The organism is Burkholderia sp. AU19243 (assembly GCF_018148075.1).
In the GTDB taxonomy this organism is placed as follows: domain Bacteria; phylum Pseudomonadota; class Gammaproteobacteria; order Burkholderiales; family Burkholderiaceae; genus Burkholderia; species Burkholderia latens_A.
Genome location: NZ_JAGSTV010000005.1, coordinates 123,655 through 144,531 on the forward strand (window position 1 = coordinate 123,655; position 20,877 = coordinate 144,531).

The following is a 20,877-nucleotide window of genomic DNA, read 5'->3' on the forward strand; positions in this document are numbered from 1 at the left end:
GTCGTCGATGTCGACTGCCATCTCTGGCAGTGTCGTGGCAGAATTGGCAGCCAGCTGGCAGTTTGTCAGTTCCTTCGCATCGAGCATCCCCATGAATCCGCACGACACCATTCCGATCGTTCCCGCGCCGTCGCGCGACATGACACCCGACGTGCGCGCGCTCGTTGCATATCTCGAGCAGGATCCGCAGCCGACGATCGTCGTCGATCCCGACTACCGCATCCTCGCGGCGAACGATGCGTACCGGCGCCAGTTCGGTGTGGCCGGGGTCGAGCACGTGGGCCGGCACTGCTTCCAGGTCTCGCATCACTACGACGTGCCGTGCGATCAGGCGGGCGAGCATTGCCCGATGAAGCAGGCGCTCGAGTCGCGCAGCCTGAACCGCGTGCTGCACATCCACCACACGCCGCGCGGCCCCGAGCACGTCGACGTGGAATTGCGGCCGATCTTCGATGCGCGAGGCGACGTGGTCGCGTACGTGGAGCGGCTGACGACGGTGCGCAGCGCGTCCGCGCAGCCGAGCGCGGAAGGGCTCGTCGGTGGCGCCGATGCGTTCAATGCGGCGCTCGGCGCGCTGCAGCGGGTCGCGCCGTCGATGTTGCCCGTGCTGCTGCTCGGCGAGTCGGGCACCGGCAAGGAACTGTTCGCGCGGGCGCTGCACGAGGCGAGCGAACGCGCGATGGGGCCGTTTGTCGTCGTCGATTGCTCGGGCATCGCGGAGACGCTGTTCGAGAGCGAGCTGTTCGGCTACGAGAAGGGCGCGTTCACCGGCGCGAATCAGCGCAAGCCGGGGCTCGTCGAGACCGCGCAGGGCGGCACGCTGTTTCTCGACGAAATCGGCGACGTGCCGCTGCCGATGCAGGTGAAGCTGCTGCGGCTCATCGAGTCGGGCACGTTCCGGCGGGTCGGCGGCGTCGAGGCGCTGCGCGCAGATTTCCGGCTTGTCGCGGCCACGCACAAGCCGTTGCGCGAGATGATCGACGACGGACGATTCCGCCAGGACCTGTACTACCGGATCAATGCGTTTCCGATTCAGCTGCCCGCACTGCGCGAGCGGCGCGGCGACGTCACGCTGCTGGCGGAATCGATCCTGCGGCGGATCGCGAACGCGGGCGCCGGCACCGGCGACGCGAACGCACGGTCGTTCGGAGCCCGGCCGTTCGCGGCCCGGCCGTTCGTGCTGACCGAGGGCGCGCGTGCGTGCCTGGACGCATACGCATGGCCCGGCAACATCCGCGAGTTGCGCAACGTGCTCGAACGCGCGTGCCTGTTCGCGGACGACGGGACGATTCGCGTCGAGCATCTGCCGGCCGAGCTGGTCGCGGCGGCGGCCGCGCCGCAGAAGCTTGCGGCACAAGCGCGCGGCGTGTCTGACGCGGAGCTCGTGCGGATCGCGGGCACGTTCGACGGTACGCGCAAGCAGCTGGCCGACGCGGTCGGGATGAGCGAGCGCACGCTGTATCGGCGGATGAAGGCGCTCGGGCTCGGTATGCGCGCGCGGTAAACGGTGCACGGACCCGCGCACCGTGCGACGCCCCGTCGAGCGATGAACGGTGCGCGGGCCGGCACGACGCGGGCGGCGCGCGTGCCGCCCGCGTCGTCACCGGATCAACGCACCGGTGCGAGCTGCGCCATCGCGTCGCGCATGAAGCCGAGCAGCGTATCGTCGACCCACGAGTCCTTCGTGAGCGCAGGCTCGGTCATCATCGCCTTGCGGAATTTTGCGTGCGTGGCCGGATCGTCGCCCGCATAGCCGCGGAACAGTTCCATCCAGCGCTGCGCAAGCGCACGGCCTTCCGGCGAATCGGGGCGCTTGCCGGCTTCCATCGCATCGCGCACGTCCGCCATCAGTTGCGGCCATTCCATCGCGCGTTCGCCGTAGTGCGCGCGCATGAAGCGGATTTCCTCCGGGTTCAGGTACTTCTCGAAGATCCGCATCTTCGTCTCGGCCATCGCCTTCAGCACGTAGTCGCGCAGCGCGGTCGTGATGCCGATTTTCGACTGCATCGCGGGTTCGTGCTCATGCATCACGTTCAGCTTCGCGAGCAGCCGCGGATCGTTGTTCGTGTCGCGCACGAGCAGCGCCATCCATCGCCCGGCGAGCGTGCGCACGCGTTCGTCCTCCGGCGGCACGCCCGCGTCGTGCAGCGAACGCACCTGGGCAACGAGCGCGGCCCATTCTGCATCGCCGGTCTGGCTCTTGCGGTACATCGGCAGGCGCGCGAGTTCTTCCTCGGAAAAATATTTGTCGTACACGGTCATCAACTCCAGTGTGATAAGCCAGTCGGCCAGTTCCGGCTCCGTGCCCGCGGCGAGCTGCGCGTGCAGGTGCACGAGCCGCTCGCGCAGCTGCGCGGCCTGCGCGAGCTGCCGGTCGAGCGACGCGATCTGCTTCGCGACGAGTTCGACGAGCGGGGTGCCGGGCTGGTTCAGGTAGTCGCCGATTTCAGCGAGCGACAGTCCGAAGCGACGCAATGCCTGGATCTGATGGAGCCGGGCGATGTCGTGGCGGTCGTACAGCCGGTAGCCGTTATCGGCGCGCGCCGAAGGTGTCAGCAGGCCGATCGCGTGATAGTGATGAAGCGTGCGGACGGTCAGCCCGCTGCGTTTCGCCAGTTCTCCCACTTTCAGCCGCATGATGTTCTCCGTTCGGTGCGCACACTGGAGTCTCGAACGTTACGCTACGTAAGGGTCAAGCGGAAGATTTCAGGTCGGCGCGCGGGGTGAGGCCGCGCGCCGTGCCCTGTGCGCCGAGACGCACAACCGTTACTGCGGCGCCGGTCGTGCGTCGGGCGTGGTCACGGCGGCGTGGGGGGCGGGGACGTCCTGAGCCGCGTGGCCGGCGGCGCCGGCTGCATCGGCGTTCGCGGCTTGAGCCCTGTTGCCGGCCGGGCCGACCGGCGGCGTGCCCATCGCCTGATAAAGCCGCGCGGTGTCCGCGAAGCGTGCGCCGGTCGCGCGGATCTCGTCGAGCCGCGCATTGCGATACTGCAGTTCGCTCGCGCGCGCGGCCGACGGCGGCAGCGCGCCGAGCCGCACGCGGGCGGCGGCGTCGTCGTAAGCGCCGCGCGCCGACAACGCGGCGCGCGACGACGCATCGAGCGCCTCCGCATCATGCTCGAGTGCGGCGAGCGAATCGGCGACGTTCTGGAATGCGGCGAGCACCGTCTGCCTGTACTGGTCGACCGCGGCCTCGTACGTGGCCTTCGCCGCGCGGCGCTGCGCGAGCAGCGCGCCGCCATGGAACAGCGGCTGGCTCAGCGACGCGCCGACGTTCCAGATCGTACCGGCGCCCGACAGCATCGCCGGCCAGCTGAAGCCGCCCTTGCCCATCGCCGCCGACAACGACAGCTGCGGGAACAGCTGCGCAGTCGCGACGCCGACTTCGGCGGCGGCCGCCTTCAGCCCCGCGTCGGCGGCCTGAATGTCCGGCCGGCTTTGCAGCAGCGCCGACGGCACGACCACGGGCACCTGTTTCGGCAGATGCAGGTCGGCGAGCGCGAGGTCGGCGGGCGGCCGGTCCGGCGTGCGGCCGATCAGTACGGCGAGCGCGTGGCGGGCGGTGTCACGCTGCTGGCGCAGCGCGGGCAGGCTGGCCGCGACGGTGTCCGCGCTTTGCTGCGCATTCAGCGCGTCGCTGCGCGACGCGGAGCCTAGCGCGTAGCGGCGTTGCGCATCATGCGCCTGGTCGCTCGCGAGCGCGACGAGCCGTTCGGTCGTCGCGATCTGCGCATTGAGCACCGACACCGTGATCGCCGCGGTGACGATGTTCGCGGCGAGCGCGCGGCGGGCCGATTCGAGCTGGAATGCGCTGACGTCGACGCGTTTCGCGAGCGCGCGATTCGCGAAGCGCGCCGCGCCGAACAGGTCGAGCGTATAGCTTGCCTGCAGCTGCCCGACGAACGTGTCGTACAGCAGCGTCGGCGCGCCGAGCGCGGGGATCGGCACGCCGAGCGCGCGCTGGCGCGCGGCCTGCCCGCCGGCGTCGATCGACGGCAGCATCGAGCTGCCGACCTGCGCGCGCAACTGCTCGCGCGCGGCATCGAGCGAATGCGATGCCGCACCGAGCGTCGGGCTGTTGCGCAGCCCTTCGTCGACGAGTGCGTTCAGCGCGTCGGAGCGGTATTGCGTCCACCAGTCGGGCACCGGTTGCGCGCCGACCTCGAACTGCTGGGCCACGCCTTGCGCGACGACGGTCTGCTGCACTTGCGGCGCGGCGCCGTAATGCGCGGGCGACGGCATCGCGGGCGGCTCGCCGCTCGGCGCGAACCATGCGCAACCGGTAAGCGGCCCCGCGAGGGCCGCGGCGGCGAGCGCGCGCGCGGTCTTCGTTTTCAGGTTCATCGACAATTCCATGGTCAGGCTCCGGACGGCGCGGCAGGCGTGCCGCCGTCGTGCGGGTCGCGCTCGTCGCGCTTCACGCGGAACCATGCGGCGTACAGCGCGGGCAGGTAGAACAGCGTCAGCACGGTCGCGCTCGTGATCCCGCCCATCAGCGCGGTCGCCATCGGCCCGAAAAAGTTCGAGCGCAACAACGGGATCAGCGCGAGCACGGCGGCCGCGGCCGTCAGCGTGATCGGACGGAAGCGGCGCACGGTCGCGCCGACAATCGCGTCGAAGCGTCCGTGGCCGGCCGCGATGTCCTGCTCGATCTGGTCGACGAGAATCACCGAGTTGCGCATGATGATCCCGAACATCGCAATCACGCCGAGCATCGCGACGAAGCCGAACGGCTGGCCGAACAGCAGCAGCGTGCCGACCACGCCGATCAGCCCGAGCGGCGCGGTCAGCACCACCATCAGCACGCGCGAGAAGCTCTGCAGCTGGATCATCAGTAGCGTGAACACGGCGATCGCCATCAGCGGCATCTGCGCGTTGATCGACGCCTGCGCTTTCGCACTTTCCTCGACCGACCCGCCGATGTTGATCTGATAGCCGACCGGCAGTTGCGCACGCAACGCGTCGAGCTTGCCGTCGATCGCGTGCGTGACGTCGATGCCCTGCGCGCCGGCGCGTACGTCGGACTGCACGGTGATCGTCGGCTGGCGGTCGCGCTCCCACACCACGCCGTATTCGAGCGTCGGCGTGAAGCGGCCGAGCGAGCCGAGCGGCACTGGGCCGTTCGGCGTCGGCAGCGCGAGGCCCGCGAGCTTCGCGGGATCGACGCGGTCGGGGCGCGGCGCGCGCAGATCGACCGCGATCAGTTTGTCGCGTTCGCGATACTGCGTGACGGTCGTGCCCGACAGCGTCATCGCGAGGAAGCTCGACACGTCCTGCGACGTCACGTTCAGCTCGCGCGCCTTCTTCTGATCGAGCTCGAAGCGAACCGAACGCTCGGCCGGCTCGTCCCAGTCGAACTGCACGTTCACCGTGCGCGCGTCGCCGCGCATCGTCGCCGCGACTTGCTCGGCAATCGAGCGCACCTGCGCGATGTCGTCGCCGCTCACGCGGAACTGCACCGGGTAGCCGACCGGCGGCCCGTTCTCGAGGCGCGACAGCCGCCAGCGCACGGCCGGAAACTGGTCGCGCAGCGTGGTTTCGAGCCAGCTCGCGAGTTTCTCGCGATCCTCGACCGATTTCGCGGTGACGACGAACTGCGCGAAGTTCGGCAACTGCAGCTGCTGGTCGAGCGGCAGGTAAAAGCGCGGTGCGCCGCTGCCGACGAAGTTCACCGAATGATCGATCTCCGGCCGCTTGTCGAGCACTTTCTCGAGGCGCTCGGTTTCGCGCAGCGTCGCCGCGAACGACGCGCCCTCCGGCAGCCGCAGGTCGACCAGCAGCTCGGGGCGATCGGAACTCGGGAAGAACTGCTGCGGCACGAGCGTGAAGCCCAGCAGCGCGACCACGAACAGCGCGCCGGTGATCAGCAGCACGACGAAGCGCCGCTCGATGCACCAGTCGATCCAGCCGCGCAGCCGCGTGTAGAAGCGCGTGTCGTAGATGTCGTGCTCGTGATCGTCCGGCAGGTGCGCTTCGTGCGCATGCTTCTTGCGCTCGGGCAGCAGGTGATAGCCGAGCAGCGGGATCAGCACGACGGCCGCGAACCACGATGCGATCAGCGCGATCGCCGACACCTCGAAAATCGAGCGCGTGTATTCGCCGGTGCTCGATTTGGCGAGCGCGATCGGCAGGAAACCCGACACCGTGACGAGCGTGCCCGTGAGCATCGGGAACGCAGTGCTCGTGTACGCGAACGCGGCGGCGCGCGCGCGGCTGTAGCCCTGTTCGAGCTTCACGGCCATCATCTCGACCGCGATGATCGCATCGTCGACGAGCAGCCCGAGCGCGAGCACGAGCGTACCGAGCGACACCTTGTGCAGCCCGATGTCGAACAGGTACATGAACAGCGCGGTGACCGCAAGCACGACCGGAATCGAGATCACGACGACCATCCCGGTGCGCAGGCCGAGCGACACCAGGCTCACGACCAGCACGATCGCGACCGCTTCCGCGACGGCCTCGAGGAAGTCGTCGACCGAATGCGACACCGCGTGCGGCATGCTCGACACCTCGGTCAGCTTCAGGCCGGCCGGCAGCTGCGCCTGCAACTCCTTCGATTCGGCATCGAGCGCCTTGCCGAGCCGGATCACGTCGCCGCCCGGCTGCATCGTCACGCCGATGCCGAGCACCGCATGGCCGTTGGCGCGCATCTGCGTGACTTGCGGATCGTCGTAGCCGCGCTTCACGGACGCGAGATCGCCGAGCCGGAACGTGCGGCCGTTGATGCGGATCAGCGTGTCGGCGATCGCATCGACGTTGTCGAACTGGCCGCTGGGCCGCACGAACACGCGATCGTCGGCCGTCGTCAGCACGCCCGCCGACGAGATGTCGTTCTGCGCGTTGATCGCTTGCCCGAGCTGCTGCGGCGAGATGCCGAGCCGCGTGAGCTGCGCGTTGTTCACCTCGATGAAGATCCGCTGATCGGGATCGCCGAAATAGTCGACCTTGCCGACGCCCGGCACGCGCAGCAGCACCGTGCGCAGCTGGTCCGCGTAGTCGTGCAGCTGCGCGGGCGTGAAGCCGTCGCCTTCGAGCGTCCAGATGTTGGTGTAGACGTCGCCGAACTCGTCGTTGAAGAACGGGCCCTGCACGCCCGGCGGCAGCGTATAGCCGATGTCGCCGACCTTCTTGCGGATCTGGTACCAGGTCTCGGGTACGTCCTTCACCGGCGCGGAGTCCTTCATCGTGAAGAAGATCAGCGATTCGCCGGGGCGCGAATAGCTGCGCAGGAAGTCGATGGCCGGCGTTTCCTGGAGCTTGCGGCCGATCCGGTCCGTCACCTGTTCCTGCACCTGCCGCGCGCTCGCGCCGGGCCAGAACGTGCGGATCACCATCACGCGGAACGTGAACGGCGGGTCTTCGGATTGCGCGAGCCGCGTGTACGCCAGGATGCCCGCGAGCGTCGCGAGCGCGATCAGGTAGACGACCAGCGCCTGGTGGCGCAGCGCCCATGCCGACAGGTTGAAGCGGCCTTCTTCGCGGGAGCCGCTCATGACGCGAAATCCTCGCGATGCAGCGGTGCGACCGCGCGCACCTTCTCGCCCGCGCTGACCGTATGCACGCCTTGCAGCACGACGCGCTCGCCCGGCTGCAGCCCGCGCGACACGGTGACGGTGCGTTCGTTGAAGCGCACGACGTCGACGCGGCGCAGTTCCAGCGTGTCGTCCTTCGTGCGCACGACCCACACGGCCGGATGCGGGCCGTCGTGGAACAGCGCGGTCGCGGGCACCGTGATGCTCGGCGCGTTGCCGGCTGACGGCGCGCCGTCGAATGCGACGTTCGCGGTCATCCCGAGACGCACGGCAGGGTCGGGCGCGGCAAGCGTGAGCCGCACGCGCCAGGTGCGGCTTTGCGGATCGGCGGCCGGCGCGATCTCGCGCACTTTCGCGGCGAACTGGCGGCCCGGCAGCGACGGCAGCGTAACGCTTGCCGCGTGACCGGGCTTGAGCGACGCGAGCGCGGTTTCGGGCACGTCGCTGACGACGTCGACGTCGCCCGACCACGCGAGCTGGTAGACGGGCTGGCCGGCCGACACGTTCTGGCCGGTGTCTGCCTGTTCGGCGGTGATCGTGCCCGCGTGATCGGCGACGAGCGTCGCATAGCGCAGCTGGTTCTTCGCGAGCGCGAGCTGCTGCTGCGCCTGGTTGCGCTGCGCGAGCGCCGACGTGTAGCTGTTTTCGGTCTGTTCGAGCTGCGCGGTGGCGATCAGGTTTTCGCGCGCCTGCGCGCGATCGCGGTCGAGCTGCTGTTTCGCGAACGCGAGGCTGTGCGACGCGGCGTCGAACTGCGCCTGCGCGCTGGCGGCGTTCTTTTCGACGTCGGATGGATCGAGCAGTGCGACGACCTGGCCCGCCTTGACGGTATCGCCGAGCCGCACCTTGCGCTCGACGATCTTGCCCGCGATTCGGAACGACAGCGGTGTTGCATAGCGCGGCTGGATCTCGCCGGGCAGCGTGGCCCCGGAGGTGGCGCCGTCGGCGTGCACGGGCAGCGCGACGACCGGACGTGGCGCGGGTGGCGGGGCTTCCTTCGGATGACAGGCGGCGAGGACGAGCGCGGTGCCGACCAGCAGCACGGCGCGGGAACCGGAGCGATTCACGAAACCCCCAGAGCAGGTGAGAGCGGAACGAAGCCGGCAAGCGCGACGGACGCTTGCCACGAGTGGCGCCCGGGGCGCACACGGTCAGCCGAACGAGGTTGTTCGGAAACTGTGGCGGATTCTAATACACACCTGTATCTGAATGCAAAGATGAATCTGAAAGGGGGTTGGTGCTAGACTGCGCGCCATGAAACCACAGCGCTTAACTCGCGAGCAGAGCAGGGACCAGACGCGCGAACGTCTGCTGACTGCCGCGCACCGGATTTTTCTGAAGAAAGGCTATGTCGCCGCGAGCGTCGAGGACATCGCGGCGGCGGCCGGCTATACGCGCGGCGCGTTCTATTCGAATTTCCGCAGCAAGTCGGAACTGCTGCTCGAGCTGCTCGAGCGCGACCATGACTCGGTGCGCGCCGATTTCGAGGCGATCTTCGACGAAGGCGGCCCGCGCGAGCAGATGGAGTCGATGGCGCTCGCGTACTACCGGACGCTGTTTCGCGACGACGAATATTCGTTGCTGTGGGGCGAGGCGAAGCTGCAGGCGGCGCGCGACGCGAAATTCCGTGTGCGCTTCAACCAGTTCCTGCACGCGAAGCGGCTGCAAATGGCCGAATTCATCCAGCGCTTTGCCGAGCGCGCGGGCACGCCGCTGCTGCTGCCGGCCGACACGCTCGCGTTCGGGCTGATGTGCCTGTGCGACGGCGTGCAGTCGTACTACACCGCGGATCCGCAGCATGTGTCGGCCGACGCTGCCGAAGCGGTGCTTGCGGGCTTCTTCGCGCGGGTCGTGCTGGGGCGGTCGCCGGACTGAATGCGATCGGCTCGGGCGCGGCGGCCGGTGGACGGACTGGATGCCGTCGCACCGTTCACGGCACGGCCGGCGGCGTGCCGTCGAGCGGACGTCGTGCGTCAGCGCTCGCCGGTCATGCGCCGGTACGCGTCGAGCAGCGACGTCTTGTAGACGACGCCGGCGAGCGTCGGCTCCGCCTCGCTTTCGATCACCGGCAGCCGTTCGCCCTGGAACGCCATGAAACGTTCGAGCGCGGTCGCGAGCGGCATGTCGGGCGTGAGCAGCGGAAACGGCGTATGCGCATAGTGCGCGGCGGTCTTGTCGGTCGTGTCGCGCTTGTCGAGCAGATCGGACGTGATGTCCTTCAGCGCCACGGCGCCGCGGAAGCGGCCGGCATCGTCGGTCACGTACAGATACTTCACCGGATATTCGAGGAACACGCGGGTCATGTCGGCGACGCTCGCGGTGAGCGGCACGACCGTTTGCGCAGGCTGGATCAGCTCGCGCATCTGCGTGGTGCGCAGCCGCAGCCGTTCCTGTGCGTCCTGGAGATGGCGCAGCGTGATCTCGTACATCGACGTCGTGCCGGTCGCGCGCGCGGTGAAATACGCGAACACGCATGACACCAGCAGCGGCAGCACGACCTGGTAGCTGAGCGTCATCTCGAAAATCATCAGGATCGCCATCAGCGGCGCCTGCGTGGCGCCGGCCATGAACGCGCCCATGCCGACCATCGCATACGCGAAGTAGGCCGACGTGTGGCCCGGCCACAGCGCGTTCATCGCGAGCCCGAACAGCGAGCCGAACACCGCGCCGACGAACAGCGTCGGCGTGAACACGCCGCCGACCGCGCCCGAGCCGGCCGTCGCGGCAGTCGCGACGACCTTGAACAGCAGGACCGCGACGAGCGCCTGCCAGGTCCACGGCGCATGCAGGATATGGTTCACGACGCTGTAGCCGTTGCCCCACACGTCCGGAATCCATACCGAGATCACGCCGACCACGAGGCCGCCGAGCGCGAGCCGCACCGGCAGCGGCACGGGCAGTCGCTTGAACTGGTTCTTCGACGCATCGAGCAGGTGCAGGAACTGCGGTGCAAGCACGCCGCACAGCGCGCCCAGCACGACGAACAGCAGCACCTCCGGGCCGGTCACGGCCGGGAACACCGGCATTTCGTACGGCGGCCGATAGCCGGCGAATTCGCGCATCACGATGTTCGCGACGACGGACGCGACCACCATCGGCCCGAAGCTCTCCATCGCGATCGTGCCGAGCACGATTTCGGACACGAAGAACGCACCGGCGATCGGCGCGTTGTACGCGGACGTGATGCCGGCAGCCGCGCCGCACGCAACGAGCAGGCGCAGGCGCGGCGGGTCGAAGTGCACGAAGCGGCCGACCAGCGACGCCGCGAGCGCCGCGAGCTGCACCATCGGGCCTTCGCGGCCGATCGAGCCGCCGCTGCCGATCGTCAGCAGCGACGACACGCTGCGCCATAAGCTCTGCCGCACCGGCACGACGCCGTCGCCGAGCGCGACGGCCTCCATGTAGTCGGTATTGCCGGATTTCCTGTCGCCGCGCGTCGCGAGCAGCAGCACGCAGCCGGCGAGAAATCCGCCTGCGGCCGGCATCCAGAAGCGCACGTACCATGGCAGGCTTCGCGCCATCTGCACGAAGCTGCCGCTGTGCCCCGAGATCAGGCGCTGCATCAGGTCGATGCCCTCGCGGAACGTCATGGTCGCGAACGCGCCGCCGACGCCGACGATCGCCGACCAGATCAGCATCGTATGGGCGTCCGACAGGCGAAACAGCGTCTGCGCGCGGGTGCGCAGCTTCAGCAGGAACGAGAGCACGGCTGAAAGTAGATGATGAAGAGGACGAAGGAAAACGACGCGAAGCATAGCACCGCGCCGCGCCCGCGGGACCTTCCCGTCGTGCGCGGCGCGTGTCGCGGCGTGGACGTGCGGCTCAGCCAAGCCAGTGCTGCACGGCCCAGGTGATCGCGTAACCGCCGGCGATCAACCACACGTAAAGGATCAGGCCGGTGACCAGTGCGCGCGGGCCGGCCTCGCGGATCTGCGCGACACGCGTTTCGATGCCCAGCGCGGTCATCGCCATCGTCAGCGCGAAGGTGTCGAGCACGTTCAGCGTATGCGTGACGTCGGTCGGCAGCACGTTCAGCGAATTCACGATCACGAAGCCGAGAAACCCGAGCGCGAACCACGGCACGGCAACCTTGCGCGTGCGGTGCGCACCGTCGGCGCCGGCGTCGGCCGAACGCGCCGAGCGTGCGAGCCACCAGCCGAGCGTCAGCAGCACCGGCACCAGCAGCATCACGCGGGTCATCTTCACGATGGTCGCGACGTGCGTGACTTCGGGGCTGATGTCGCTTGCGGCGCCGACCACCTGCGCGACTTCATGGATCGTGCCGCCGAAGAACAGGCCGAGGCCGGCCGGGTCGAGATTCAGCAGACCGACGTGATACGCGAGCGGGTACAGGAACATCGACAGCGTGCCGAACAGCACCACGCTGCCTACGGCCATCGCGCTCTGGTGCGGCTTCGACTGCAGCGTCGATTCGAACGCGAGCACGGCGGCCGCGCCGCAGATTGCGCTGCCGGCGGCGGTCAGCAGTGCCGCGTCGCGATCGAGCTTCATCACCTTCATGCCGACCCAAGTCCCGATCGCGAGCGTGCTGACGACGATCAGCACCGAAACCGTCAGGCCCGGCAAGCCGACCTGCGCGATTTCCTGCAGGCTCACGCGCAGGCCGAAGAACGCGACCGCAATGCGCAGCAGCTTGCGCGCGGAAAAGTTGACGCCGGCCGCCCAGCTCGCGGGCATGCCGTCGCGCAGCGCATTGCCATACAGCGCGCCGGCGACGATCCCGACGATCAGCGGCGACAGGCCGAGCGCGGCGATTGCCGGAAGCTGCGACAGGCTCGTGACGGCGGCGGCGAACAGCGCGACGAACAGCACGCCGTTCAACTGGCCGCGCATCGACGGCGCGGCGTGACTGAGACGGGGACTCGGGGCAGTGGGCATGGGGCACCGTGATCAAGCGGGTTGCGATGGCTTAATCCTAATTTGGATATATCGATATGAAAAATTGTGATTTGTGACGTAAACTATCTGGAAAACCGATAATTCGATGCCATGACCCCGGATCAACTGATAACGTTCGCGGCCGTCGCCGACCACCTGAACATCAGCCATGCGGCCGTCGCGCTGCATCTGTCGCAGCCCGCTGTGTCGGGCCAGCTGCGGCTGCTGCAGGACGAGTTCGGCGAGCCGCTGTACCAGCGCGACGGCCGCGGCATCCGGCTGACGCCGGTGGGCGAACAGCTCGCGCAATACGCGAAAGCGCAGCGCGACTCGTTCGCGCAGGCCCGTGCGTTTCGCGATGCAGTGCGCGGCCTTGACGCGGGCACGCTGCGGATCGGCGCAAGCACGACGCCGGCGAGCTACCTGCTGCCGTATCTGATCGCGGCGTTCCAGCCGCGGGCGCCGCGGGTCGCCATCCACACGATGAGCGGCAACACCGCGGAGGTGGTCGCCGCGCTGGCGTCGCTCGATATCGCGATGATCGAAGGCCCGCCCGGCGAGGCGCTGCCGCCCGGCACCGCCGTACATGCGTGGCATCAGGACGAAATCGTCGCGGTCGTGCCGGCCGGACATCCGCTCGCGGCCGCCGATCACGACACCGGCGTGACGCTCGACATACTTGCCGCGTTTCCGCTGGTGCTGCGTGAGGAGGGTTCCGGTGTCCGGCAACTCGTCGAACGCGCCTTCGCGCACGGCGGGGCGCCGATGCGCGTCGCGTTCGAGATCGCAGGCGTCGAGGCCGTGAAGGAGGCGGTGCGCGCGGGGATGGGCGTCGGATTCGTGTCCGCGATGTCGCTGCGTCACGAGGATGCGGCGCTCGTGCCGCGCTCGCTCGCACCGGCGCGGCTGACGCGCCATTTCTCGATCCTCGTGCCGCACGGGGCCGCGCCGTCGCGGGTGGCCGCGCAGTTCCTCGAGATGAGCGTTGCGCACGCGGCCGGATAGGCAACGTGCGCCGCATCGGGTATGCCGGACGCACGGCCACGGGCGCGCGTGCGAGCGTCGGCGCCTGTTAGGGATTTTCTCTATGGCGTGCTCAAGAGGCGAAGCGCACCATCCGTCTCACGTTGATGGAACCGGTTCCATTCCGGTAAAAAAAGGGTAGAAATGGCAGACATCGTGATCGTGGCGAGCGCATTCGGGATGGACCGCGTGCGCCAGCAGGGCCACCGCGCGTTCGTCGCGACCGCCGCGGCATCCGGCGCGAGCGGCTTCGAGGTGCGGCGCGAACTGTTCGCGTCGGAGGACGACGCGACGCCCGGCGCGCTTGCCGCGCTCGGGGCCGAAATCGCCGCGCAGGGTTTGTGGTCGGTCTATTCGACACCCGCGACGCTGTACACGGAGACCGGGTCGCTGGACGCCGGCGCGTTGCGCGACACGCTCGCGCAGGCCGACGCGCTCGGCGCGCGCTTCGTGAAGTTTCAGCTCGGCGGGTTTGCGGGCGACGCCCATGCGGCCGAGATCGTCGCGCTGTCGCGCGGCGCGCGTGCCCGTGTGGTGGTCGAGAACGGGCAGCTGCCGGTCGGCGGTGCGCTCGCGCAGTTCCGCGGGCTGTTCGCGGCACTGAACGCGGCGGGCATGCCGGATGCGCTCGGCATGACGTTCGACATCGGCAACTGGCAGTGGCCGGGCGAAGCGCCGCTCGCGTGCGCGCACGCGCTGGCGCCGCACGTGGAATACATTCATTGCAAGGCCGTCGTTGGCGACGGCGCACGCCGCTTCGCGGTCGCGCCGGCGGCAGACGATCCGCTCGTCGCCGCTGTGCTCGCGGTGCTGCCGCAAGCGGCGCCGCGCGGGATCGAGTTCCCGTTCGATGCGGCGGACCTGGCCGGCGATGCGGGCCGGCGCGTCGCATGGCTTGCCGCCGCGTGATGCCGGAAGGATACGGAGGAGTTCATTCATGAAAGCAGCACTCGATGTCGTGACCTACGGCGAAGCGATGGCGATGTTCGTCGCCGCGGAACCCGGCCACCTCGCGCAGGCCGCGCAATTCACGAAGCGGATCGCCGGCGCGGACCTGAACGTCGCGATCGGCCTGTCGCGGCTCGGCTTTCGGGTCGGCTGGATGAGCCGGGTCGGCCGCGATTCGTTCGGGCGCTACGTGCTCGACACGCTCGCCCGCGAAGGCATCGACGCAGCGTGCGTGAGCGTCGATCCGCGCTATCCGACCGGCTTCCAGCTGAAGTCGCGCAACGACGACGGCAGCGACCCGACCGTCGAATACTTCCGCAAGGGTTCGGCCGCGAGCCACCTTTCGTGCGACGACTACGTGGCCGACTACGTGCTCGGCGCGCGCCATCTGCACCTGACGGGTGTTGCGCCGGCGATCTCGGCGACGTCGTGCGAGCTCGCCTTCAAGCTCGCGCGCGAGATGCGCGCGGCCGGCAAGACGATCTCGTTCGATCCGAACCTGCGCCCGACGCTCTGGCCGTCCGCCGACGCGATGGCGAAGACGCTGAACGCGCTCGCGACTTTCGCCGACTGGGTGCTGCCGGGTCTGGCCGAAGGGCGGCAATTGACCGGGCACGACACGCCTGCCGACATCGCCGGCTTCTACCTGGCCCAGGGTGCGCGCGGGGTCGTGATCAAGCTGGGCGCCGAAGGCGCGTACTTCCGCACGGCAGACGGCTGCGAGGGCACGGTGGCCGGCGAGCGCGTCGCGAACGTGGTCGACACGGTCGGCGCCGGCGACGGCTTCGCGGTCGGCGTGGTCAGCGCGCTGCTGGAAGGCAAGCCGATCGAGCAGGCGGTCGCGCGCGGCAACCGCATCGGCGCGCTCGCGATCCAGGTGATCGGCGATTCGGAAGGCTTGCCGACCCGGGCGGCGCTCGATCGGCTCGAAAACGTCAGCAATCGCGCCGATCGCTTAGAGGAAACCGTCTCCGCGCAATGAGATGCCGGACACGGCACAATCCGCGGACTATTGCGTGCTTCGTGCACGAGTTTGCATGAGGCCGGATTCGGCGCCATTGCGCCGACGCCGGCCGATTCCCAAAGGACGGGAGCGGAGCCGGGCGTTCGACCCGCCCACTCCGATCACCCAAGGAGACATTCAGATGGCAGCCAATCTCGCAGCCCGACGCTGGTGGACGATCATGCCGATCGTCTTCATTACCTACAGCCTCGCTTACCTCGACCGCGCGAACTACGGGTTCGCGGCAGCGGCCGGCATCAATCAGGATCTCGGTATCAGCAAGGGTCTGTCGTCGCTGATCGGCGCGCTGTTTTTCCTCGGCTATTTCTTCTTCCAGATTCCGGGCGCGATCTATGCGGAACGCCGCAGCGTGAAGAAGCTCGTGTTCGCGAGCCTCGTGCTGTGGGGCGCGTGCGCGGCGCTCACCGGCGTGGTCACCAATATCCCGTCGCTGATGGCGATCCGCTTCGTGCTCGGCGTGGTCGAGGCGGCCGTGATGCCGGCGATGCTGATCTACATCAGCAACTGGTTCACGAAGAACGAGCGCTCGCGCGCGAACACATTCCTGATTCTCGGCAACCCGGTGACCGTGCTGTGGATGTCGATCGTGTCGGGCTATCTCGTGCACGAATTCGGCTGGCGCCACATGTTCGTCGCCGAAGGCGTGCCGGCCGTCATCTGGGCCGTGTGCTGGTGGTTCCTCGTGCAGGACAAGCCGGCCGACTCGCCGTGGCTCACCGCACAGGAAAAGCGCGATCTCGACGCCGCGCTCGCGGCCGAACAGGCGGCGATCAAGCCGGTGCGCAACTACGCGGAGGCGTTCCGGTCGCCGGCCGTGATCAAGCTGTGCGCGCAGTACTTCTGCTGGAGCATCGGCGTGTACGGCTTCGTGCTGTGGCTGCCGTCCATCGTCAAGAACGGTTCGGAGCTCGGGATGGTCGCGACCGGCTGGCTGTCTGCATTGCCGTACCTCGCGGCGACGATCGCGATGCTGGCCGCGTCGTGGGCGTCCGACAAGGTCGGCTCGCGTCGCGGCTTCGTGTGGCCGTTCCTGCTGGTCGGCGCGGCCGCGTTCGCCGCCTCGTACGCGCTCGGCTCGTCGCATTTCTGGATCTCGTACGCGCTGCTGGTCGTCGCGGGCGCCGCGATGTACGCACCGTACGGCCCGTTCTTCGCGATCGTGCCGGAACTGCTGCCGAAGAACGTCGCCGGCGGCGCGATGGCGCTGATCAACAGCATGGGCGCGCTCGGCTCGTTCGTCGGCTCGTATTTCGTCGGCTACCTGAACGGGGCGACCGGTTCGCCGCTGGCGTCCTATGCGTTCATGAGCGCCGCGCTGGTGGCCGCGGTGATCCTCACGCTGTCCGTCAAACCCCAGGCCCGCGATGCACACGCGCTCGCGACGCCGTTGCAAGGAAAATGAAAACGATGAAGCCTCGTATCGTCGCGTACAAGCCGCTGCCCGATGACGTCCTCGCGTATCTGCGCGAGCACGCGGAAGTCGTGCAGGCCGACGGCGCCGACGCGCTCGCCGATGCGCTCGGCGACGCCGACGGCGCGATCGGCGCGAGCCTGAAGGTCACGCCGCAGATGCTCGATCGCGCGCCGCGGCTGAAGGCCTGGTCGACGATCTCGGTCGGCTACGACAACTTCGACGTCGCGGATCTCACGCGGCGCGGCATCGTGCTCGCACACACGCCCGACGTGCTGACCGAATCGACGGCCGACACCGTGTTTTCGCTGATCCTCGCGTCCGCGCGGCGCGTGGTCGAGCTGGCGGAGTGGGTGAAGGCGGGGCACTGGCATCGCAGCATCGGCCCCGATCTTTACGGTACCGACGTGCAGGGCAAGACGCTCGGCATCGTCGGGCTCGGGCGGATCGGCGGCGCGGTCGCGCGTCGCGCCGCGCTCGGGTTCCGGATGCGGGTGCTGTACGCGAACCGTTCGGCGCATGCCGAAGCCGAAACGCAGTACGGCGCGCGCCGCGTCACGCTCGACGAACTGCTCGCGCAGTCGGATTTCGTGTGCCTGCAAGTGCCGCTGTCGCCGCAAACGCATCATCTGATCGGCGCGGCCGAACTCGCGAAAATGAAGCGCGGCGCGATCCTGATCAATGCGTCGCGCGGGCCGGTGGTCGACGAGGCCGCGCTGATCGAGGCGCTGCGCGCCGGTACGATCCGCGGCGCGGGCCTCGACGTGTTCGAAAAGGAGCCGCTCGCAGCCGATTCGCCGCTGCTGCGAATGAGCAACGTCGTCGCGTTGCCGCATATCGGCTCGGCAACGCACGAGACGCGCCACGCGATGGCGCGCTGCGCCGCGGAAAACCTGGTCGGCGCGCTCGCCGGCACGCTGCGCACGAACGTGGTCAATCCGGACGCGCTCGTGCACGCATGAACGGCGACTGACGGCGGCGCCGGTTCGCCGGTGCGGTTAGAGTCGACGATCTTGGTGCGGGAGCGCTGGCTGCGTTATGATCGCCCGCTCGTCGCATCGACGAATCGTCCTTGCGGCCGGCGGCCACGGGCATCGATGCCGGCGCTGGCGCCGGGCGGTCTCGGGCGGTCTCAGGCGGCCGGGACGGGCGCGAACGCGCCGGCGCGGGTCGGCTGCGAAGCATGGGGCCGGCGGCGTCCGCCGGGTGGTTTTCGTATCCAACAACAATGGTCCGTCCGCGCGCAAAGCGGCGCGGATCGTACGTCGCGAGGCACCACTTGAGCGATTCGCAACCTTCCACGCAGCGTCCGGCGACGATCAGCGACGTCGCACGCGAAGCCGGCACGGGCAAGACCAGCGTTTCGCGCTATCTGAACGGCGAGACGCACGTGCTGTCCGCCGATCTGCGCCAGCGGATCGAGGCGGCGATCGCGCGCCTGAACTACCGGCCGAACCAGATGGCGCGAGGGCTGAAGCGCGGCCGCAACCGGCTGCTCGGCATGCTCGCGGCCGACCTCACCAACCCGTATACCGTCGAAGTGCTGCAGGGCGTCGAGGCCGCGTGCCACGCGCTCGGCTACATGCCGCTCATCTGCCACGCGGCGAACGAGGTCGAGATGGAGCGGCGCTTCCTGCAGCTGCTGACGACGTACCGCGTCGAAGGGCTGATCGTCAACGCGCTCGGCGCCGACGAAGACGTGCTGCGCCCGCTGCGCGGCGCGGGCATCCCGGCCGTGCTCGTCGACCGCACGGTCGAGGGCTTCGAGGCCGACCTGATCGGGCTCGACAACACCGACGCGATCGAGACGGCGCTCGCGCATCTCGTCGCGCGCGGATTCGATGCAATCCATTTCGTCGTGCAGCCATTCGAGCGCGTCAGTTCGCGGCGCCTGCGCGAAGTCGCGTTCCGTGCGGCGCTCGCCGCGCGGGGCCTGCCGGTGCCGCCGACGATCGTGCTGGACCTCGACGAACCTGCGGCGGCGGCCGCCGCACTGGCCGATCTCGACGTGCGCGTCGACGACGCGCTGCGGCGCGGCGTGCGCGCGGCGCTGTTCGCCGCGAATGCGCCGGTCGCGCTCGCGATCGCGCGTCACCTGCGCGCGCGGTTCGGCGCCGCGTGGCAGGACAAGGCCGCGCTGCTGTCGATCGACGATCCGGAGTGGGCCGAGCTGATCGGGATCACGACGATCCGCCAGCCGACCTACGAAATCGGCTACAAGGCCGTCGAATTCGTGCACGAGCGCATCGACGGCGCGGCCGGCGACGTGCGCGTCGCGATGCTGCCGGGCGAGCTGATCGCGCGCGCGTCGACCGCAAGCTGAGTATCATTCGGGGCACGCAGCGCGTCGGGTGCGCTGCTTCGAACCAAGGAAATACATGACTGTCGCCCCCGTCACGCTGGCGGTGCTGATCGCCGCCACGCTGATCATCGCGCTACTGCCGTTCGTTCTCTTCCGTACCCTGCGCAAGCCGCTTGCACTCGACCGCCGCGACACGATCGTCGGCGTCGCCGTCTTCACGCTGTTCGCGATGATCGTCGAACGCGCATTCCATGGCCTCGTACTGAGCCAGACGCCCGCCGGCGGCTGGCTCACGCGGCCGCTCGCGTTTGTCGCATACAGCGCGCTCGCGACCGCCGTGTTCGAGGAACTCGGCCGCTATCTCGGGATGCGCTTCCTGAAGCGTCGTTACGGCGCACCGGCCGGCGACAGCCGCGGCATCGGTTACGGGCTCGGTCATGCGGGCGCCGAAGCGTGGTTCGTTGGCGTGCTCGTGTGGGGCCAGTGGTCGTATCTCGCGTGGATCGCGAGCCGCGGGCAGCTCGACGCGCAGCTCGCGGACCTGCCGGGCGACACCGTCGTGCGCTTGCACGTGATGCTCGCGACGCTGTCGGCGCAGTCGATGCTGTTGCTGCTGATCGAGCGTTGCGCGTCATTCGCCGTGCAGCTGGCGCTGTCGGTGCTCGTCTGGCGCGGCGTGCGCGCCGGCCGCGCGGGCGTGCTGCCGCTCGCGATCGTGCTGCATGCGCTCGCGGTCGCGCCGGCGCTGCTGTATCAGGTGCGCGTGCTGCCGGCAGGCGCGCTCGAGGCGGTGTATTTCGTGCTGGCCGCGGTCCTTGCCGCCGTGCTGGTGAAGGCGTGCCGGCCGCAGCGTGCGGCGGCCTGACGGAGAGACGGAATGGACGATTATCTGATCGAATGCCAGAGCGTGGAGTTCGATGCGCTCGCGCGCGTGATCTGCGACCTCTTTCCGGAGCAGACGCGCTTCACCGAAAGCAGCGACGAGCGCGGACGGTTCCTGTCCGTGAAATGGCTTGCGATGCGGTTCGGTTCGACGCCGAAGCGGATGACGCTCGACATCCGGATCGTGCCGGCCGCGCTGGCGCGCTATCTGGCGCTGCGGCCGATGCAGCGCGCGCGCAGTCATGCGGTGCTGCATGCATACACCGAAGCAATGCTCGGCTCGCTCGAGGAGCGGCACGCGGCGGGCGAGGCCGTCGAGCGCGATGCGGAACTCGAACTCGACGAAGACTTTGCATGAGCGCTGTTGCCGGCGCGCCGTGTGTTAAGCGTCGCGATAAACCTGCGCGAAGCGCTGCGCCTGTACGACGCCATAGTCGCCGGGCGCATATTGCATGACCCAGTCGCCGGCGACGCCGCGCAGCGTGTCGCCGTTTTCCGAGCGCGCGATCGTGAACGGCTCGTCCATCCGGCGAGCGAGCACGACGGCCGGCCGGTTCCGGTACGCGCCTGCCGTGCCGTGCGCGAGCGCCGGATCGGCGGGCACGTACTTCGCGTCGAAGCGTGCGCGCGACACGACCCAGCGGTCGCCGGTCGACCCGGTGATCAGTGCGTCGCCCGCGACATAGCGGTTCGGGCCTTCCAGGCTCATCAGTTCGCCGTCGGCATCCGCGAATGCGACCGTGACGGTTTCGTCCTTCACGACGCGACGGGCCTGCGGATCGGTACGCAGATCGAGGTGCTTGAGTTCGAGCATGGCGGGGGATGTGCGGGAAAAGCCGGGAGCTTATCCCGAATT

Annotated in this window: 17 protein-coding genes; 10 read left to right on the forward strand and 7 right to left on the reverse strand. The window is 68.8% G+C overall.

What is annotated here, in order from left to right; genetic code table 11:
* The first annotated feature begins 91 nt into the window (after window positions 1–91).
* Window positions 92–1,504 (forward strand): sigma 54-interacting transcriptional regulator, encoded by a 1,413-nt coding sequence (locus tag KDW55_RS11880; protein WP_212160616.1) that lies wholly within the window; start codon window positions 92–94, stop codon window positions 1,502–1,504.
* 104 nt (window positions 1,505–1,608) lie between these two features.
* Here the strand turns inward: KDW55_RS11880 and KDW55_RS11885 are convergent, their stop codons facing one another.
* The 4 genes from KDW55_RS11885 to KDW55_RS11900 form a co-directional block, all read right to left on the reverse strand.
* Window positions 1,609–2,637: a MerR family transcriptional regulator gene (locus tag KDW55_RS11885; RefSeq protein WP_040144236.1), complete on the reverse strand. Its 1,029-nt coding sequence runs from the start codon at window positions 2,635–2,637 to the stop codon at window positions 1,609–1,611.
* 129 nt (window positions 2,638–2,766) lie between these two features.
* Window positions 2,767–4,356: an efflux transporter outer membrane subunit gene (locus tag KDW55_RS11890; protein WP_212160617.1), complete on the reverse strand. Its 1,590-nt coding sequence runs from the start codon at window positions 4,354–4,356 to the stop codon at window positions 2,767–2,769.
* A gap of 2 nt (window positions 4,357–4,358) precedes the next feature.
* A complete protein-coding gene (locus KDW55_RS11895) occupies window positions 4,359–7,493 on the reverse strand; it encodes an efflux RND transporter permease subunit (RefSeq protein ID WP_212160618.1) in 3,135 nt (1,044 codons plus the stop codon).
* Window positions 7,490–8,599 (reverse strand): efflux RND transporter periplasmic adaptor subunit, encoded by a 1,110-nt coding sequence (locus KDW55_RS11900; protein WP_040144233.1) that lies wholly within the window; start codon window positions 8,597–8,599, stop codon window positions 7,490–7,492. The genes KDW55_RS11895 and KDW55_RS11900 overlap by 4 nt, the downstream gene beginning before the upstream one ends.
* Window positions 8,600–8,786: 187 nt before the next feature.
* On the opposite strand from KDW55_RS11900, the gene KDW55_RS11905 reads away from it, so the two are divergent.
* Entirely contained in the window at window positions 8,787–9,407 is a 621-nt protein-coding gene (locus KDW55_RS11905) for a TetR/AcrR family transcriptional regulator (protein ID WP_040144232.1), read from the forward strand.
* Window positions 9,408–9,505: 98 nt separating this feature from the next.
* Here the strand turns inward: KDW55_RS11905 and KDW55_RS11910 are convergent, their stop codons facing one another.
* Both KDW55_RS11910 and KDW55_RS11915 read right to left on the reverse strand, forming a co-directional pair.
* Window positions 9,506–11,239 (reverse strand): ClcB-like voltage-gated chloride channel protein, encoded by a 1,734-nt coding sequence (locus KDW55_RS11910; protein WP_212160620.1) that lies wholly within the window; start codon window positions 11,237–11,239, stop codon window positions 9,506–9,508.
* Window positions 11,240–11,354: 115 nt separating this feature from the next.
* Window positions 11,355–12,431 (reverse strand): YeiH family protein, encoded by a 1,077-nt coding sequence (locus KDW55_RS11915; protein WP_059544070.1) that lies wholly within the window; start codon window positions 12,429–12,431, stop codon window positions 11,355–11,357.
* A gap of 111 nt (window positions 12,432–12,542) precedes the next feature.
* On the opposite strand from KDW55_RS11915, the gene KDW55_RS11920 reads away from it, so the two are divergent.
* The 8 genes from KDW55_RS11920 to KDW55_RS11955 all read left to right on the forward strand — a co-directional run bounded on the left by KDW55_RS11920 (window position 12,543) and on the right by KDW55_RS11955 (window position 20,379).
* On the forward strand, window positions 12,543–13,436 hold the full coding sequence (locus tag KDW55_RS11920) for a LysR family transcriptional regulator (RefSeq protein WP_212160621.1): 894 nt from the start codon (window positions 12,543–12,545) through the stop codon (window positions 13,434–13,436).
* Window positions 13,437–13,598: 162 nt separating this feature from the next.
* A complete protein-coding gene (locus tag KDW55_RS11925; protein ID WP_040144228.1) occupies window positions 13,599–14,363 on the forward strand; it encodes a xylose isomerase in 765 nt (254 codons plus the stop codon).
* Window positions 14,364–14,391: 28 nt separating this feature from the next.
* Complete coding sequence (locus KDW55_RS11930; protein WP_059544077.1) at window positions 14,392–15,384, forward strand: sugar kinase; 993 nt, start codon at window positions 14,392–14,394, stop codon at window positions 15,382–15,384.
* Window positions 15,385–15,547: 163 nt separating this feature from the next.
* On the forward strand, window positions 15,548–16,828 hold the full coding sequence (locus tag KDW55_RS11935) for an MFS transporter (protein ID WP_069241418.1): 1,281 nt from the start codon (window positions 15,548–15,550) through the stop codon (window positions 16,826–16,828).
* A gap of 5 nt (window positions 16,829–16,833) precedes the next feature.
* Entirely contained in the window at window positions 16,834–17,799 is a 966-nt protein-coding gene (locus KDW55_RS11940; RefSeq protein ID WP_040144957.1) for an NAD(P)-dependent oxidoreductase, read from the forward strand.
* A 317-nt stretch (window positions 17,800–18,116) separates the two neighbouring features.
* A complete protein-coding gene (locus tag KDW55_RS11945) occupies window positions 18,117–19,160 on the forward strand; it encodes a LacI family DNA-binding transcriptional regulator (protein WP_040144956.1) in 1,044 nt (347 codons plus the stop codon).
* Between the two features lie 55 nt (window positions 19,161–19,215).
* Window positions 19,216–20,004 (forward strand): YhfC family intramembrane metalloprotease, encoded by a 789-nt coding sequence (locus tag KDW55_RS11950; RefSeq protein ID WP_069241417.1) that lies wholly within the window; start codon window positions 19,216–19,218, stop codon window positions 20,002–20,004.
* A gap of 12 nt (window positions 20,005–20,016) precedes the next feature.
* Window positions 20,017–20,379 (forward strand): DUF3022 domain-containing protein, encoded by a 363-nt coding sequence (locus tag KDW55_RS11955; RefSeq protein ID WP_069241416.1) that lies wholly within the window; start codon window positions 20,017–20,019, stop codon window positions 20,377–20,379.
* 24 nt (window positions 20,380–20,403) lie between these two features.
* On the opposite strand, the gene KDW55_RS11960 is transcribed toward KDW55_RS11955, so the two are convergent.
* On the reverse strand, window positions 20,404–20,835 hold the full coding sequence (locus KDW55_RS11960; protein WP_040144223.1) for a PGDYG domain-containing protein: 432 nt from the start codon (window positions 20,833–20,835) through the stop codon (window positions 20,404–20,406).
* Window positions 20,836–20,877: the final 42 nt, after the last annotated feature.